Annotated in this window: 14 protein-coding genes and 1 pseudogene; 7 read left to right on the top strand and 8 right to left on the bottom strand. The window is 63.5% G+C overall.

The features are described from left to right. Nucleotides 1-9 precede the first annotated feature (9 nt). The 4 genes from cydB to rpoH all read right to left on the bottom strand — a co-directional run bounded on the left by cydB (nucleotide 10) and on the right by rpoH (nucleotide 4,375). Nucleotides 10-1,146: a cytochrome d ubiquinol oxidase subunit II gene (gene cydB / locus F6X40_RS17870; protein ID WP_187628740.1), complete on the bottom strand. Its 1,137-nt coding sequence runs from the start codon at nucleotides 1,144-1,146 to the stop codon at nucleotides 10-12. A 34-nt stretch (nucleotides 1,147-1,180) separates the two neighbouring features. Further along, nucleotides 1,181-2,773 (bottom strand): cytochrome ubiquinol oxidase subunit I, encoded by a 1,593-nt coding sequence (locus F6X40_RS17865; protein ID WP_187628739.1) that lies wholly within the window; start codon nucleotides 2,771-2,773, stop codon nucleotides 1,181-1,183. Then, complete coding sequence (gene cydP, locus F6X40_RS17860) at nucleotides 2,763-3,023, bottom strand: cytochrome oxidase putative small subunit CydP (protein WP_018419327.1); 261 nt, start codon at nucleotides 3,021-3,023, stop codon at nucleotides 2,763-2,765. Before cydP ends, F6X40_RS17865 begins: the two co-directional genes overlap by 11 nt. 416 nt (nucleotides 3,024-3,439) lie before the next feature. Beyond that, the gene (gene rpoH, locus F6X40_RS17855; protein WP_090802918.1) at nucleotides 3,440-4,375 is read right to left on the bottom strand and encodes an RNA polymerase sigma factor RpoH; all 936 of its coding nucleotides are present in this window, start codon (nucleotides 4,373-4,375) and stop codon (nucleotides 3,440-3,442) included. Between the two features lie 354 nt (nucleotides 4,376-4,729). On the opposite strand from rpoH, the gene F6X40_RS17850 reads away from it, so the two are divergent. Both F6X40_RS17850 and F6X40_RS17845 read left to right on the top strand, forming a co-directional pair. Beyond that, nucleotides 4,730-5,302, top strand: coding sequence for an acyloxyacyl hydrolase (locus F6X40_RS17850; RefSeq protein ID WP_187628738.1), 573 nt, complete (start codon nucleotides 4,730-4,732; stop codon nucleotides 5,300-5,302). A 41-nt stretch (nucleotides 5,303-5,343) separates the two neighbouring features. Continuing rightward, complete coding sequence (locus F6X40_RS17845; RefSeq protein WP_008921685.1) at nucleotides 5,344-5,727, top strand: nuclear transport factor 2 family protein; 384 nt, start codon at nucleotides 5,344-5,346, stop codon at nucleotides 5,725-5,727. Between the two features lie 140 nt (nucleotides 5,728-5,867). Here the strand turns inward: F6X40_RS17845 and F6X40_RS17840 are convergent. Together F6X40_RS17840 and ybiB are read right to left on the bottom strand one after the other, a co-directional pair. Then, nucleotides 5,868-6,902: pseudogene (locus F6X40_RS17840) on the bottom strand (2-isopropylmalate synthase); the annotation flags it as partial. A gap of 381 nt (nucleotides 6,903-7,283) precedes the next feature. Beyond that, the gene (ybiB, locus tag F6X40_RS17835) at nucleotides 7,284-8,255 is read right to left on the bottom strand and encodes a DNA-binding protein YbiB (RefSeq protein WP_187628737.1); all 972 of its coding nucleotides are present in this window, start codon (nucleotides 8,253-8,255) and stop codon (nucleotides 7,284-7,286) included. A 222-nt stretch (nucleotides 8,256-8,477) separates the two neighbouring features. Here ybiB and F6X40_RS17830 point away from each other — a divergent pair, with 222 nt between their 5' ends. Together F6X40_RS17830 and maiA are read left to right on the top strand one after the other, a co-directional pair. Beyond that, nucleotides 8,478-9,176, top strand: a complete 699-nt coding sequence (locus F6X40_RS17830) for a fumarylacetoacetate hydrolase family protein (RefSeq protein ID WP_090802924.1) — start codon at nucleotides 8,478-8,480, stop codon at nucleotides 9,174-9,176. A 34-nt stretch (nucleotides 9,177-9,210) separates the two neighbouring features. After that, nucleotides 9,211-9,855 carry a maleylacetoacetate isomerase gene (gene maiA / locus F6X40_RS17825; protein ID WP_187628736.1) on the top strand — a complete coding sequence of 215 codons (645 nt, stop codon included), beginning with the start codon at nucleotides 9,211-9,213 and terminating at the stop codon, nucleotides 9,853-9,855. A 112-nt stretch (nucleotides 9,856-9,967) separates the two neighbouring features. Here the strand turns inward: maiA and ftsY are convergent, their stop codons facing one another. Beyond that, nucleotides 9,968-11,122 carry a signal recognition particle-docking protein FtsY gene (gene ftsY, locus F6X40_RS17820; RefSeq protein ID WP_187628735.1) on the bottom strand — a complete coding sequence of 385 codons (1,155 nt, stop codon included), beginning with the start codon at nucleotides 11,120-11,122 and terminating at the stop codon, nucleotides 9,968-9,970. A gap of 250 nt (nucleotides 11,123-11,372) precedes the next feature. On the opposite strand from ftsY, the gene rsmD reads away from it, so the two are divergent. Both rsmD and coaD read left to right on the top strand, forming a co-directional pair. Beyond that, nucleotides 11,373-11,987 carry a 16S rRNA (guanine(966)-N(2))-methyltransferase RsmD gene (gene rsmD / locus F6X40_RS17815; RefSeq protein ID WP_187628734.1) on the top strand — a complete coding sequence of 205 codons (615 nt, stop codon included), beginning with the start codon at nucleotides 11,373-11,375 and terminating at the stop codon, nucleotides 11,985-11,987. Nucleotides 11,988-12,087: 100 nt separating this feature from the next. Continuing rightward, nucleotides 12,088-12,597 carry a pantetheine-phosphate adenylyltransferase gene (gene coaD / locus F6X40_RS17810; RefSeq protein WP_062125937.1) on the top strand — a complete coding sequence of 170 codons (510 nt, stop codon included), beginning with the start codon at nucleotides 12,088-12,090 and terminating at the stop codon, nucleotides 12,595-12,597. Nucleotides 12,598-13,089: 492 nt separating this feature from the next. Here coaD and F6X40_RS17805 read toward each other — a convergent pair whose 3' ends face one another. Next, entirely contained in the window at nucleotides 13,090-13,437 is a 348-nt protein-coding gene (locus F6X40_RS17805) for a winged helix-turn-helix domain-containing protein (RefSeq protein ID WP_184053954.1), read from the bottom strand. 237 nt (nucleotides 13,438-13,674) lie between these two features. On the opposite strand from F6X40_RS17805, the gene F6X40_RS42360 reads away from it, so the two are divergent. Then, complete coding sequence (locus F6X40_RS42360; RefSeq protein WP_260336438.1) at nucleotides 13,675-14,055, top strand: hypothetical protein; 381 nt, start codon at nucleotides 13,675-13,677, stop codon at nucleotides 14,053-14,055. The last annotated feature ends 17 nt before the right edge of the window (nucleotides 14,056-14,072 follow it).

The raw sequence follows: 14,072 nt of genomic DNA, 5'->3' as shown, positions 1-14,072 counted from the left end.
TCGTGCCGGTCAATACATCGAATGGTGGTTTTCCTTGATCGCCGCGGCGGTCACCTTGCCGCGCATCACGCGATACACCCAGCCCGTATAGAGCAGGATGATCGGCAGGAACACGATGACGACGAACAGCATGATCTCGAGCGTCATGCGGCTCGACGTGGAATCCCACATGGTCAGGCTGCTGCGGCCGTCGAGTGACGATGGCATGATGAACGGGAACATCGAGAAGCCCGCGGTCAAGATCAAGCCGACGATCATCAACGACGTCGACAGAAACGCCGTCGCCTCGAAGCGCGAACGCGCGAGCAGCACCGCGAGCACCCCGCCGAGGAGACCCGCGAGCGGCGCAATCGCCATCCACGGGTAGAGCGCGTAGTTGTTCAGCCACAAACCCGGCGCGCCGATCACGGTCTTCATCAACGGATTGGAGACGGCGTCGAGCGGCGGCGCGTCGACGATCTGATAGCCGCCGATCATCGTCGCGACGAGCGCGCCCGCGACGAGAAACAGCACCACCGTGCACAGCGCCGCGAGCCGCAGCGCCTTCGACGCGCGCTCGTGAACCACCCCATCGGTCTTCCACTTGACGAACGCGGCGCCGTGCGCGGCCAGCATCGACACGCTGACGAGTCCCGTCAGCAGCGCAAACGGATTGAGCAGGCCGAAGAAGCTGCCGTGATAGGTGACGCGCAGATCGGTATCGAACGAAAACGGCACGCCTTGCAGCAGATTGCCGAACGCGACACCGAACACCAGCGCCGGCACGAAGCCGCCGATAAAGAGGCCCCAGTCCCACGCGTTGCGCCAGCGCGGATCCTCGCGCTTGCCGCGATAGTCGAAGCCGACCGGACGGAAGAACAGCGCGAACAGCACGAGCAGCATCGCGAAGTAGAATCCCGAGAAGGATGCCGCGTAGGCGAGCGGCCACGCGGCGAACATCGCGGCGGCCGCGGTCACGAGCCAGACCTGGTTGCCTTCCCACGTCGCGCCGACCGTGTTCACGACGATGCGTCGCTCGGAGTCAGTGTTGGCGATGAACGGCAGCAGGATCGCCGCGCCCATGTCGAAGCCGTCGGTGAGCGCGAAGACGATCAGCAGTACACCTATCAACACCCACCAGATCAGTCTGAGAACTGCGTAGTCCATATGGGTTTCTCCTCCGGGGCGGTGCAGCGGTGCGTCATGCGGCCGTGTTCGACAGTGGCTGCGTCACCGGCTGTCCGATCTCGTGGTGATAGCGGCCCGTATGCAGCGACGAAGGGCCGAGCCGCGCGTACTTGAACATCAGCATGATCTCGATGACGAACAGCCCCGTGTAGAACAGCACGAAGCCGCCGATGCTCAGATACAGATCGCGCGGCGTCAGCGTCGACGCGGCCAGGTTGGTCGGCAGAATGCCCGCGATGCTCCACGGCTGGCGGCCCATTTCCGCGACGATCCAGCCGAGCTCGGCGGCGAGCCACGGCAGCGGAATCGCGATGACCGCCCAGCGCAGAAACCAGCGGCGCCTTTCGAGCAGCAACGTGCGCTGCGCGCAGAACCAGAAGGCGAGCACGAAGGTCGCGAGGAACAGCAGGCCAAGGCCGACCATCATGCGGAACGAGAAGAACACTGGCAACACCGGCGGAACCGTGCTTCTTGCCGCCGCGGCGATCTGGTCTGGCGTCGCGTCGATGACGTTCGGCGTGAACCGCTTGAGCAGCAGGGCGTAGCCGAGATCGTCCTTGTACTTGTCGAACTCCGCATGCGCCTCGTCGCTGGAGTCGCCGCCCTTTAACCGCTGCAACGCCGAATAGGCGAGCATGCCGTCCTTGATGCGAGCTTCGTTTCGGGCGATCAGGTCGCGCAGGCCGACCACGGGTTCGTCGAGCGAGCGGGTCGCGATAATGCCGAGCGCGTACGGCACACGGATCGCATAGTCGGTGCGTTGCTCTTTCTGATTGGGGATGCCAAATATCGTGAACGGTGCCGGCGCGGGCGCGGTCTCCCATTCGGATTCGATCGCGGCGAGCTTGATCTGCTGGACTTCACCGGTGCGATAGCCGGATTCGTCGCCCAGCACGATCACGCACAGCGCCGACGCGAGGCCGAAGCCGGCGGCGATCGCGAACGAGCGCAGCGCGAACTCGGTGTCGCGGCGCTTCAACAGATACCACGACGACACGCCGAGTACGAACATCGCCGCGGTCACGTATCCAGCTGATACCGTGTGCACGAACTTGACCTGTGCAACCGGGTTGAAGATCACCGAGCCGATGCTGTCGAGCTCCATGCGCATCGTCTGATAGTTGAACTTCGCGCCGACCGGATTGTTCATCCAGCCGTTGGCAATCAGAATCCACAGCGCCGACAGGTTCGAACCGAGCGCGACACAGAACGTGACGATCAGATGCTGGATTTTTGACAATCTGTTCCAGCCGAAAAAGAACAGACCGACGAACGTCGATTCGAGGAAGAACGCCATCAGCCCTTCGACGGCGAGCGGCACGCCGAAAATGTCGCCGACGTAATGCGAGTAATAAGCCCAGTTGGTGCCGAACTGAAACTCGAGCGTGAGGCCGGTCGCGACGCCCATTGCAAAGTTGATGCCGAACAGCTTGCCCCAGAACTGCGTCATGTCCTTGTAGATCTGCTTGCCGGTCATCACGTAGACCGATTCCATGATGACGAGCAGCCAGGCGAGACCGAGCGTGAGCGGCACGAACAGAAAGTGATAAAGCGCCGTGATGGCGAACTGGAACCGCGACAGTTCTACGACTTCGCTAACGGGCATGTTGATCACCTCGAGACGGATGCGGGGCGGGCACCGACAGCAGCGCCTGCGCGACCTGCTCAGGCGGCAGCATCATGTGCTGCGCCTGTGGATGATTGAAGAATGTGTACTTGAGCGCCATCAGTAGCACGAACTTGATGGCGAGGATGATGGCGATATCGCGCGCCAGCGTTGGACCGCGCACCCACCTGGTGAACCGGCCGCGCAAGCGCGACCGGACAGTGCTGCTGCGATTCAGGGCTATGGTCATGATCGGTCGAAGACGACTTCACGCCGGTGAGTCCGGCTGGATCCAGACCGCCCTGGCCGTCAGGCAGTCTGGCAGTCCGGCGAATGCATGCCGATTGTAGGAGGTGAACCTCGCGCGCTCAGGTTTAGCCAGGCGGCAACACGTCGCGAAACTTGCCGCGTCTGTGCAGTATTGCTACCGGACTTGCGATACGTCAAGAAACGCTTACCGGCCTCGACAGGCCGGCTTGCGGATAGGCCGACGCGAAGCGCGGCCGCGGGGACGCAAGAAAGGGCGAAAAGAATGAAAAAGCCCCGCCGTCTTGCGAGGGCGGGGCTTGAGCGCGATGGTCGCTAAATGGCGCGACCGATTAACGCGTGTCGTTTTAACCTATGTCATGGGCGGGACACAATTGACGCGCGCATGGCTTCGACGCTTTACGCGTATTCGGTCAGCGCGCCGCGCATCTTCTTCATCGCGCTGGCTTCGATCTGGCGGATACGTTCGGCCGAGACACCGAACTCGTCGGCCAGCTCGTGCAACGTCGAGCCGCCCGAGCCATCGTCGGCCACCTTCAGCCAGCGCGCTTCGATGATGCGGCGGCTGCGCGGATCGAGCGCGTCGAGCGCGCTTGCGATGCCGTCGCTTTGCAGCCGGTCGCGCTGACGCGAAGCCAGCACGGCAGTCGGCTCACTATGCGAGTCGGCCAGATAGGCGATTGGCGCGTACGACTCCTCGCCGTCTTCGACCTGACCTTCGAGCGCGATATCGCCGCCCGACAGACGCGTCTCCATCTCCGCGACCTCTTCGCGCTTCACGTTCAGCTCCTTCGCGAGACCGTCGATCTCGTCCGGCGTGAACGCGCCAAGCCCCTGCTTGTGGCTGCGCAGGTTGAAGAACAGCTTACGCTGCGCCTTGGTGGTGGCGACCTTCACCATGCGCCAGTTGCGCAGGATGTACTCGTGGATCTCGGCCTTGATCCAGTGCATCGCGTATGACACGAGGCGCACGTTTTGCTCGGGATCGAAGCGCTTGACCGCTTTCATCAGGCCGATGTTGCCTTCCTGGATCAGATCGGCGTGCGGCAACCCGTAACCGAGGTAGTTACGCGCGATGGACACGACGAGTCGCAGGTGCGACAGCACCAGGCGGCGCGCAGCCTCCAGATTGTCGTGTTCGCGCAACTCGGTGGCGAACTGGCGTTCCTCCGCCGGCGTCAGCATCGGAATCCGGTTGACCGCCTGGATGTAGGCGTCGATGTTGCCCAGGTGACCGGACAGCAGCGAGGAATGCGAGAGCGCCAGTGCACCTGCCGGAGCGGCCTTAGCCGACGACGGGCTCAAAGTACTCGGAAGGGTCATTGCATGGCTCACGTGTGAAGCTCCTTTGGAATCAGACAACAGCGGACTCAGTAAACGACTCCAGCGATGGATGTTAGCACTCAGATCTGCCGAGTGCTAATACTTAGAGGTCGCAGGGGCATCCGAGTTCCAGAAAATCCTATTGAGTTTTGACTTATGATAGCCATCATACGCTCTATTTGCCTTGCGCGTTGGACCTGTACAAAGTACCGCCCGGAGCGATTGCAGGCTCATGTTTGACTGACATCGCCCCGTTTAAAAGAGAATAATTGCTGGTCATGGGCATTATCTGGGAAATACTTGCTCCTGAATTCGTGCTTGGAATAAAGGGGGCGCTCGCTTAATACTCGGCAGTATGGGGGGCGGATGAACAGGCAGAATCTTGTGGTGCGTGGGCTTATTCTAAAAAGCACGTTTGCCGTTCTGCTCGTTCTGCTGTTGGGTGCGGCGGGCGCGTCCCAAGCTGAGCAGTTCGGCGTGCAGGTGGCCGCCGGCGTCGGCGACCATCACGTCAGGACGCTCGATCTCGGCGTGGTCTGGGATCCAAACCTGACCTGGTGGCAGATCGGCGACTGGCATTTCGCGCTGCTCGGCGAGGCGCATGTCGCGTGGTGGCACACCAATGAAGGAAACGTTCACGACAACATCGGCGAGATCGGCGTGACGCCGGTGATCCGCTTGATCAGGTCGGCGGGTTCGGTGCGGCCATTCATCGAGGTGGGTGCCGGCGTCCGGCTGCTGACTAGCCCGCGCATTTCTTCCGACTTCACGTTGGGCACCTCGTTCCAGTTCGCCGAGACGGCGGGCGTCGGGCTGCAGTTCGGCGCTCGTGAGCAGTATGTCGCCGGCTACCGCTTCCAGCATGTCTCCAATGGCGGTATCAAAGAGCCGAATCCTGGTATAAATTTCAGCCAGCTATATTTGCAATATCACTTCTGACCGTGGCCGCCTGCGGCTCGCGGTGTTCGAGGGGCTCTGCAATGGCGGCAAAGATGATCGAAGCGATTCGCGGGCTCGAGCGAGAGCGTTTTCGCGCGATGGTCGATGGCGATGGGCAGTCGCTCGATACGCTCCTCGCGGACAACGTGAGCTACGTCCATACGAATGGCAAGCGCGAGACGAAGCGGCAGTTCATCGACGGGATCACCGCGGGGCGCCGTCGTTATCGGCAAATCGAGGTGCAGTCGCAGGATGTCTTGCCGGCCGGGCGCGAGACCTACGTCGTCACGGGCCGCGCGCTGATCGAGATGGAGGCGAACAACGGCGCGCTCCTGTTTCCGATTGCCTATACCGCGATTCACACGCACGAAGACGGGCAGTGGCGACTGATCGCGTGGCAGGCGACCCGTTGCGCGCTCGAGTGAGATTCTCATCGGGCGGGCGCGCCTCGTGAGCGCGTCTCCAGCGGCAGCGGAATGCGGGTGTGCACTCCGCTGCAGCAGGCTCGAGGCCCAACGCGAATTCACGCGGTCGCGCATTCGCCAGCTTTGTCGCGGCTGTTTGCGCCGTGCTCGTCTACATCGGCATCCGCCTCGCGCGTGCCGCGCATCGCTACCTGTCCCGCATACGGATGCCGCGCCGCCACCAGAAGCCGCGTGCAGCGTTCCGCCACGCGCCTGATCGTCGCGAGATCCGAGAAATCGAGACCGCTGTCGATACCCATCGCGTCGAGATTCATCGCGACTGTGACGAGATCGACGTTGCCGGTGCGCTCGCCATTGCCGAACAGACAGCCTTCGATGCGATCCGCGCCCGCCAGCAGCGCGAGCTGCGCCGCGGCCACGGCGGTGCCGCGATCGTTGTGCGGATGCACCGACAGGACGATGCTGTCGCGGTAACCGAGGTTGCGATGCATCCATTCGATCTGGTCGGCGAACACGTTCGGCGTGGCCGCTTCGACGCTTGCCGGCAGGTTGACGATCATCTTGTGATCGCGCGTAGGCCGCCACGTTTGCGCGAGCGCGTCGCACACCTCGCGCGCGAACGGCAGCTCGGTCGTGTTGAAGGTCTCGGGCGAGTACTGGAAGGTCCAGCGCGTGCCCGGCCGCGCCTGCGCGTGTTCCTTGATGAGGCGCGTGCCTTCGACGGCGAGCGCCTTGATCTCATCCTTCGACTGCGGGAACACGATGCGCCGGAACGACGGGCAGATCGCGTTGTACAGATGCACGATCGCGCGCGGCGCGCCTTCGAGCGCGTCGAACGTGCGTGCGATCAGCTCCGCGCGCGACGGCACGAAGACTTCGATCGTGACGTCGTCGGGAATGCGCCGCTCGTCGATCAGCTTGCGCACGAAGTCGAAATCGGTCTGCGACGCCGACGGAAAGCCCACTTCGATTTCCTTGAAACCGATCGCGACCAGCATCTCGAAGTATTCGAGCTTCTGCGCGGCGTTCATCGGTTCGATCAGCGCCTGATTGCCGTCGCGCAGGTCCGTGCTCATCCAGACGGGTGCGGCGTCGACCGTGCGACTCGGCCATTTGCGGCCGGTCAGCCGGACGGCGGGAAAAGGGCGGTACTTTTCAGCGGGATTGCGCAACATGGTGAGGTGCCTCATTCGTGGTGTCGTCGGCGGAGGGTGGGGACGTCGAGCGGTTGGCCGACTGTTCACGCATGCACGCTGCGGATGCTGCCCATGCAACGTACATGTGATCCTCTCGCATCGTCCGCGCGGTAAACGGACGAATGCAAACGACGACAGGTTGTGGAGAACTACGACGGGGGTGAAGCGAAACTGCGGGAACTACGGGGAGGACCGCCGACGACAACCGGAGCTGCCAGCGCGCGGCGCTACGCGAGACTTACGCCAGGCGTAGCGATAGGGGCCGCGCCAGGCGGCCGGAGATAATTCGGAGGGTGTTCGGAAGGGAACGCATGAGGCCAAATGTATGACGGCGTGCGTTGGCCTGTCAACCCGCGGCCGTCAGGCCGCCGTCTTCGCGATATCGACGATCAGCTCGACCTGCCGCTCGAGCGCGCCAGGCACCGGCGCTTCGCCGCGCAGCACGGCGTCGATCCAGGCGGCCGTGGTCGCCGCGTCGCGCGCTTCGGGCAGCTCGACTTCGGGCGCATCGGGCGACGAGCGCTCGTGCGGCAGCCGCGTCTCGCAGATGCCGTCATGCAGCCAGTCGACCTGCACCTGGCGGCGCGTATCGGCGACCGCCTCGCCTTCGGTGCCGCGCGCGAGCAGCGCACCGCCGACGGCCGCATCGGGATGCGTGACGAACAGCTGAGTGAGACTGTCGCGATACGGCGGATGCGTGTAGTTCACGAGCCGCAATCCCGCGGGCGCGAACGGCTGCAGCAGCTTCACGAGCGTATGCGTCGAATTGCGCACGCCCATGCGCCGGCGCAGCGCGAGCAGGCGCGCGAGCTTGGGCGCCAGTACGTCGATCGAGGCGAACGCGACGCGGCGCTCCGCAAGTCCAGCTTCGATCTGCGTGTGCGACTGCGCATGGGCGATGCGCAGATGTGTGAAGATTTCCGCGCTCGTCACCCGACCCAGATCCTCGGTGACGCCGTGTACCAGCACCGGCACGCCTTCGCGGGCGAGCAGCAGCGCGAGCAGCGGCACGAGGTTCGGCTGCTTGCGCGCGCCGTTGTACGACGGAATCGACACCGGCCGAAACGCGCCGTGCGGCAGCCGCACCGGCTCGAACGACGTATGCGCGGCTGCCAGCATCGCGGCGAGTTCGTCGGCGGTTTCGCCTTTCACGCGATACGCGAGCAGCACCGCGCCGAGTTCGAGATCGTCGACGCGGCCGTCGAGCATCGCGGTGTAGAGCGAGCGCGTGTCGTCGGCGGTCAGCGCGCGGGCGCCATTCGGGCCGCGGCCGATTTCCTTGATGAATCGGGCCCAGGGGAAGGGAGAAGTGGTATCGGTGGAGTCGGTCATCGTGCGCAAGAGGCGGGTGGCGTGCCGCGCCTGGCGGTTCGCTACGCCATTCGGGGAACAGTTCGGTGTGAGTATCGCATCTATGGCGAGCGGGCGAACAGCAACGAAGCGGGCACGCAGTGGCGCGCGACGGGCCGCCTGACACGCCCCCGCGCCGTGCCGCGGGTTACACTCGATGTTTCTCGCCGCCTCGGCGGCGCACATCGGAAAACGGAGAACGGGATGAGTTACGTATTTGCACCCGCACCGCAGGTCGCGGTGCCGGTCGTGGGGTCGGGCGAGCAGTTCGCGGTGCGCCGCATCTACTGCGTGGGGCGCAACTACGAGGCGCACGCGCGTGAAATGGGCCACGACCCGGACCGCGAGCCGCCGTTCTTCTTCACGAAGCCGGCCGATGCGATCGTGTACGTCGCGCCGGGCACGACCGGCGAATTCCCGTATCCGTCGCAGACCAGGAACGTCCATTTCGAAATGGAAATGGTCGCGGCGATCGGCGAGGGCGGCAAAGACATCCCCGTCGACCGCGCGCTCGACCACGTCTACGGCTACGCGCTCGGTCTCGACATGACGCGCCGCGACCTGCAAGGCGAAGCGAAGAAAATGGGTCGTCCGTGGGATACCGCCAAGGGCTTCGATCACTCGGCGCCGCTCGGCCCGATCCATCCGGCTTCGACGGTTGGTCACATCGGCAAAGGCGAGATCTGGCTGTCGGTGAATGGCGAGGACAAGCAGCGCGCGGATGTGTCGCAGCTGATCTGGTCGGTGGCCGAGACGATCGCGTATCTGTCGACGCTGTTCGAACTGCGGCCTGGCGACCTGATTTTCACCGGCACGCCGGAAGGCGTCGGCGCGGTCGTGAAGGGTGACCTGATGAAGGGCGGCGTGGACGGGCTCGGCGAGTTCAGCGTGCGCGTCGTCTGAGACGGCTTGCGTGCAGGTGGGGGAGGCAGACAACATGAAGCTCTACAGCTATTTCCGTAGCTCGGCGTCGTATCGCGTGCGCATCGCGCTGAACGTGAAGAACCTGTCGTACGACTACGTACCCGTGCACCTCGTGCGCGAAGGCGGCGAGCAGCTGAAGCCCGAGTATCGCAAGATCAACCCCGACTGCATCGTGCCGACGCTCGCCGACGGCAGTCATTTGCTGCCGCAGTCGCTCGCGATCATCGAGTATCTCGAGGAGACGCATCCCGAGCCGCCGCTGCTACCGAAGGCACCGCTCGATCGCGCGTATGTGCGCTCGGTGGCGCTGCAGGTCGCGTGCGAGATTCATCCCCTGAACAATCTGCGCGTGCTGCGCTATCTGAAGCGCACGCTGCGAGTCGACGACGACGCGAAGGACGCGTGGTACCGGCACTGGATCGACGCGGGCTTCGCGACGCTGGAGACGCATCTTGCCGGCGACGCGCGCACCGGCAAACTGTGTTTCGGCGACGCACCGACACTCGCCGACGCGTGCCTGATTCCGCAGGTATTCAACGCGCAGCGCTTCAAGGTCGACACCGCAAAGTTTCCGACGATCCAGCGCATCTACGATCACGCGATGCAACTCGACGCGTTCGCGCGCGCGGCGCCGGGCGTGCAGCCGGACGCGGAGTGAGCCCGGGATCGCTGACACGTCGACGGTAGCTTGAAACGAAAAAAGGGCGCTCCGCTGAGTGCCCTTTTCCTTTGGTTCGCCGCGAGCGCCGGGCGCCGCAACGATCACGCGATCAGCCGCCCAGTAGCGCGTCCGAGAACTCCTCGGCGCTGAACGGCTGCAGGTCCTCGACCTTTTCGCCGACGCCGATGAAATACACCGGAATCGGCCGCTGCCGCGCGATCGCCGCGAGGATGCCGCCCTTCGCGGTGCCGTCGAGCTTGGTGACGATCAGGCCGGTGAGCCCGAGCGCGTCGTCGAACGCCTTGACCTGTGTGAGCGCGTTCTGGCCGGTGTTCGCGTCGATCACGAGCAGCACTTCGTGCGGCGCGCCGTCCTGCGCCTTGCCAATCACGCGCTTCACCTTGCGCAGTTCTTCCATCAGATGCAGTTGCGTGGGCAGGCGGCCGGCCGTGTCGGCCATCATCACGTCGATCTTGCGCGCGCGCGCGGCGCCGACCGCGTCGAAGATCACCGCGGCCGGGTCGCCGCTTTCCTGCGCGACCACGGTCACGTTGTTGCGCTGGCCCCACACGGCGAGTTGCTCGCGCGCGGCGGCGCGGAACGTGTCGCCGGCGGCGAGCAGCACCGATTGGTCAAAGCTCTGCAGATGCTTCGCGAGCTTGCCGATGCTCGTGGTTTTGCCCGCGCCGTTGACGCCGGCGATCATCATCACGAGCGGCTGCGCGCGGCCGAGCATCAGCGATTTTTCGAGCGGCTTGAGCAACTCGACGAGCAGTGTGCGCAAGGCGGTTTTGACCTGCAGGGGGGCCGTCAGGCGTTCGCCGCGCACTTTTTCGCGCAGCGCTTCGAGCAGGAATTCGGTCGCCTCGACGCCGGCGTCAGACATCAGCAGCGCGGTTTCGAGTTCCTCGTACAGGTCCTCGTCGATCTTCGTGCCGACGAAAATGCCGGTCAGGTTCGAACTGGTTTTCGCGAGGCCGCTCTTCAGACGCGTAAGCCACGAGCGCTTCTCGCCGGCATCCTGCACGGGCGGCGGGACGATTTCGACGGTGTCGAGCATGGCGTCTGGCGGCTCGGGCTGCGGCTCGATGATCGTCGTGGCCACAGGAACAAGAGGCGCGGTAGGCTCGATCGGTTCGGCGGTCGCAACGGCCTCGGCCTCGGCCTCGGCCTCGGGTGCCGCGCCGTCTTGCGCCGCTAGCGATTCGTCTGCGGCGGTATCGGACTCTTTCGAGCCCTTGAATCGTTTGAAAAAGCTGAACATGATCTGACGTATGGGAGAGCGCGCCGATGCGCGCAGCCGGCACGGGACCGGCGAAGCGGTGGGCAGCGCCGGGATGCGAAAAGGCGGGGCGCTGGCAGCCGCACATTTTATCAGGCGTGCCGCGGCGCGTCGTATCGGCCGCTCGGCCAGGCTGGACGCGCGCCAACCCTGTGGTAACGTGAGCGCTCCGGCCCGCGCGCATCGACGCTGCGGGCGTGTTCATCACCTAGCTGAAACTGCACGATACTGGATGCCTCGTTTAGCACCTTCACGCGCCGCTGGCGCTTCGTCCAAAAGTGGCAAACCGCATGCCATTCGCATCATCGGCGGCAACTGGAAACGCACGCCGCTGCCCGTGCTCGATCTGGACGGCTTGCGCCCGACGCCCGACCGCGTCCGCGAAACGCTGTTCAACTGGCTCGGCCAGCGTCTGGACGGCCAGCACTGCCTCGATCTGTTCGCTGGTAGTGGGGTGCTCGGCTTCGAGGCCGCGTCGCGCGGCGCCGCTCGCGTGCTGATGGTGGAGCGCCATGCGCGCGCTGCCGGCCAGTTGCGCGCAAACCAGCAGCGGCTCGATGCACGCATGATCGAAATCGCCGAGGCGGACGGCCTGCGTCTTGCAGCGAGTCTCGCGCCAGGCTCGTTCGACGTCGTGTTCCTCGACCCGCCGTTCGATGCCGACCTGCTCGGCAAGGCGCTCGCGGTGGCCGTGCCGCTCGTGCGCGCCGGCGGCTATCTTTATGTCGAAGCAGGCGAAGTGCTCGAACCGGCCGCTCACGAGCCGCTGTCAGGCTGGGAACTCGTTCGGCAGGGCAAAGCGGGCGCTGTGCACTTTCATTTGCTGCAGCGCGAAAATAAGGAATAATGCGCGTTCCAAAAAAGGGCCGGGCGGTTTATCGTCATCCGCGCCGGTGCGAAATGCGTCGCCCGGACGTGCCCTTTTGTCTGAAGAGAGGAGAAGTCTCATGGTAGTCGCCGTGTACCCGGGCACGTTCGACCCGCTGACGCGCGGTCACGAAGACCTCGTTCGGCGCGCGTCGAGCATTTTCGACACGCTGGTGGTGGGTGTGGCCGACAGCCGTGCCAAGAAGCCGTTTTTCACTCTCCAGGAGCGCCTCGCGATTGCGCATGAGGTGCTCGGCCACTATCCGAACGTCCAGGTGATGAGCTTCAAGGGACTGCTGAAGGACTTCGTGCGGACCAACAACGCGCGGGTGATCGTCAGGGGGCTGCGCGCGGTGTCGGACTTCGAGTACGAGTTCCAGATGGCGGGCATGAACCGTTATCTGCTGCCCGACGTCGAGACGATGTTCATGACGCCGTCCGATCAGTATCAGTTCATCTCGGGCACGATCGTGCGCGAGATCGCGCAATTGGGCGGCGACGTCAGCAAGTTCGTGTTCCCGTCCGTCGAAAAATGGCTGAAGGAGAAGGTCGCTTCGCTGGATCCGCAGGACGGCGCTCAGGGGACCTGAGCCTGAGTCGCGCGAATGCTGGTTTTGACGGATCAAGACCGGCCAGGCCTCGGTGATCGGCGCCAGGTGCATCGGTCGGCTGTTCTAAGTAATGTTGGCGAGCCGTATTGGCGGCGAACGTCAATCCTGTCGTTATGCACGGGCATCGGTGTATTCGATGGTTCGCGCAAGCTGCGATGTCAATGATGATGCGAAGAACAAGAATTGTCTCTTCATCGCAAACGGGGCGATCATCAATAGTCACGCCGGCTTGTCAGGTTTCTACGGGACCCTATCCGGAAAACGTCACGGGCGTGGGCAATCGATATACCTTTGTCCAATTCGCCGAGTATGAACTGACGAAGCGCACCAGTACGGTACGATGGATTTCAACAGGGTGACAGGTGCCGCATACGTGGAATTGCCGGAGCGGAGCAACTAGACGGGCATTGCAAGAGGAATGAGGAGTTTTTCCTAACCGGATAGTGCCGGCTTAACCGAAGCAGAACAATGTCAGCTTCCCTTCGCAGCTTTCGTGAACGCCTCGGCAAGTTTGTCGAAGTGCCGGAGGGCCGCAGGCGTCAGCTCGACCTGTTTGCGGCGAGCGTCTTCGGTGTCGTTGAGCAGGAGCCAGCCCTTTTCGCGCATTGACGTGATACGGGCATGCAAGGTAGCCGGCGACCCCAGCGCACTTTGGGCCATCATGTCTCGAACCGACAGGCGTTCGTTTTTTTGCCTCATGCGAGCAACGAACTCCAGGATCTTTTCTTCGAGCGGATCGAGCGCGGGAAGTGAGGGAAGACCTCGCAGTGCTTCGGTCAATTGAAGAAATCGAAGATAGATATCAGCAGGGCGGCTCATGACCATCGCTCCAACGAAAACGCCGCTCACCCGAGCGCGGAAAGCGAACCTTGATGCCCTGCGACGACCGGGCTTCCCTATTTTATCTCCATGTCCAGCTTACGTTTGGGTTTGCTCCCGGTCGCGGGCACGGCCATCGCGTTCGCGCTGTCGCTCTGGATCAACCAGGAAGTATTCACGCACATCGAGTTCGTCCGGGGCGAGAACTGAATCTACCTGCCGTCAGGAGTCAGACTATTGAGCACCTTGCTTCTGGGGGGCGATGGCGCAATCGGCTTGCTATTAGCGAGCTGGCTCGTCGACCTCTTCTATTTCTTCCCGCACGCCCCTGTGCGGTCAATCGGCGGCGGAATCATCGCTACGGTGGCGCCGTATGCGGTGTATCGCCAAAGCTTCTTCTTGATGTGTGGCGGCGATTCGTCCGGCGCGCTCAGCGTACGGCCTCGTACTCTTTTGCACGGGTATAAAAGGAAAAAGCAGGTTGAGCATGGGCTTTTGCCGTTATGCAACCGATCAAACGTAACCGACCGGTCGGCGCGAGCCAGAAAACCGGTCGGTCCGGACAGCGCGTTCCACGCGAACCATTTCTCTCAGGTTTGGCCGTTACAAAAACTATAACGATAAAGTTGCGCGTT

Origin of the sequence: Paraburkholderia sp. UCT31, from assembly GCF_014397655.1 — a bacterium.
Lineage (GTDB): Bacteria > Pseudomonadota > Gammaproteobacteria > Burkholderiales > Burkholderiaceae > Paraburkholderia > Paraburkholderia tuberum.
The sequence above is the reverse complement of the archived record's forward strand: the minus strand, read 5'-3'. Positions and strand labels throughout refer to the sequence as shown.

Excerpts from the sequence above, each read along its gene's own strand:
- cydB (WP_187628740.1), bottom strand. The coding sequence starts at position 1,146 with ATGGACTACGCAGTTCTCAGACTGATCTGGTGGGTGTTGATAGGTGTA.
- F6X40_RS17865 (WP_187628739.1), bottom strand. The coding sequence starts at position 2,773 with ATGCCCGTTAGCGAAGTCGTAGAACTGTCGCGGTTCCAGTTCGCCATC.
- cydP (WP_018419327.1), bottom strand. The coding sequence starts at position 3,023 with ATGACCATAGCCCTGAATCGCAGCAGCACTGTCCGGTCGCGCTTGCGC.
- F6X40_RS17850 (WP_187628738.1), top strand. The coding sequence starts at position 4,730 with ATGAACAGGCAGAATCTTGTGGTGCGTGGGCTTATTCTAAAAAGCACG.
- F6X40_RS17845 (WP_008921685.1), top strand. The coding sequence starts at position 5,344 with ATGGCGGCAAAGATGATCGAAGCGATTCGCGGGCTCGAGCGAGAGCGT.
- ybiB (WP_187628737.1), bottom strand. The coding sequence starts at position 8,255 with ATGACCGACTCCACCGATACCACTTCTCCCTTCCCCTGGGCCCGATTC.
- F6X40_RS17830 (WP_090802924.1), top strand. The coding sequence starts at position 8,478 with ATGAGTTACGTATTTGCACCCGCACCGCAGGTCGCGGTGCCGGTCGTG.
- maiA (WP_187628736.1), top strand. The coding sequence starts at position 9,211 with ATGAAGCTCTACAGCTATTTCCGTAGCTCGGCGTCGTATCGCGTGCGC.
- ftsY (WP_187628735.1), bottom strand. The coding sequence starts at position 11,122 with ATGTTCAGCTTTTTCAAACGATTCAAGGGCTCGAAAGAGTCCGATACC.
- rsmD (WP_187628734.1), top strand. The coding sequence starts at position 11,373 with ATGCCTCGTTTAGCACCTTCACGCGCCGCTGGCGCTTCGTCCAAAAGT.
- coaD (WP_062125937.1), top strand. The coding sequence starts at position 12,088 with ATGGTAGTCGCCGTGTACCCGGGCACGTTCGACCCGCTGACGCGCGGT.
- F6X40_RS17805 (WP_184053954.1), bottom strand. The coding sequence starts at position 13,437 with ATGAGCCGCCCTGCTGATATCTATCTTCGATTTCTTCAATTGACCGAA.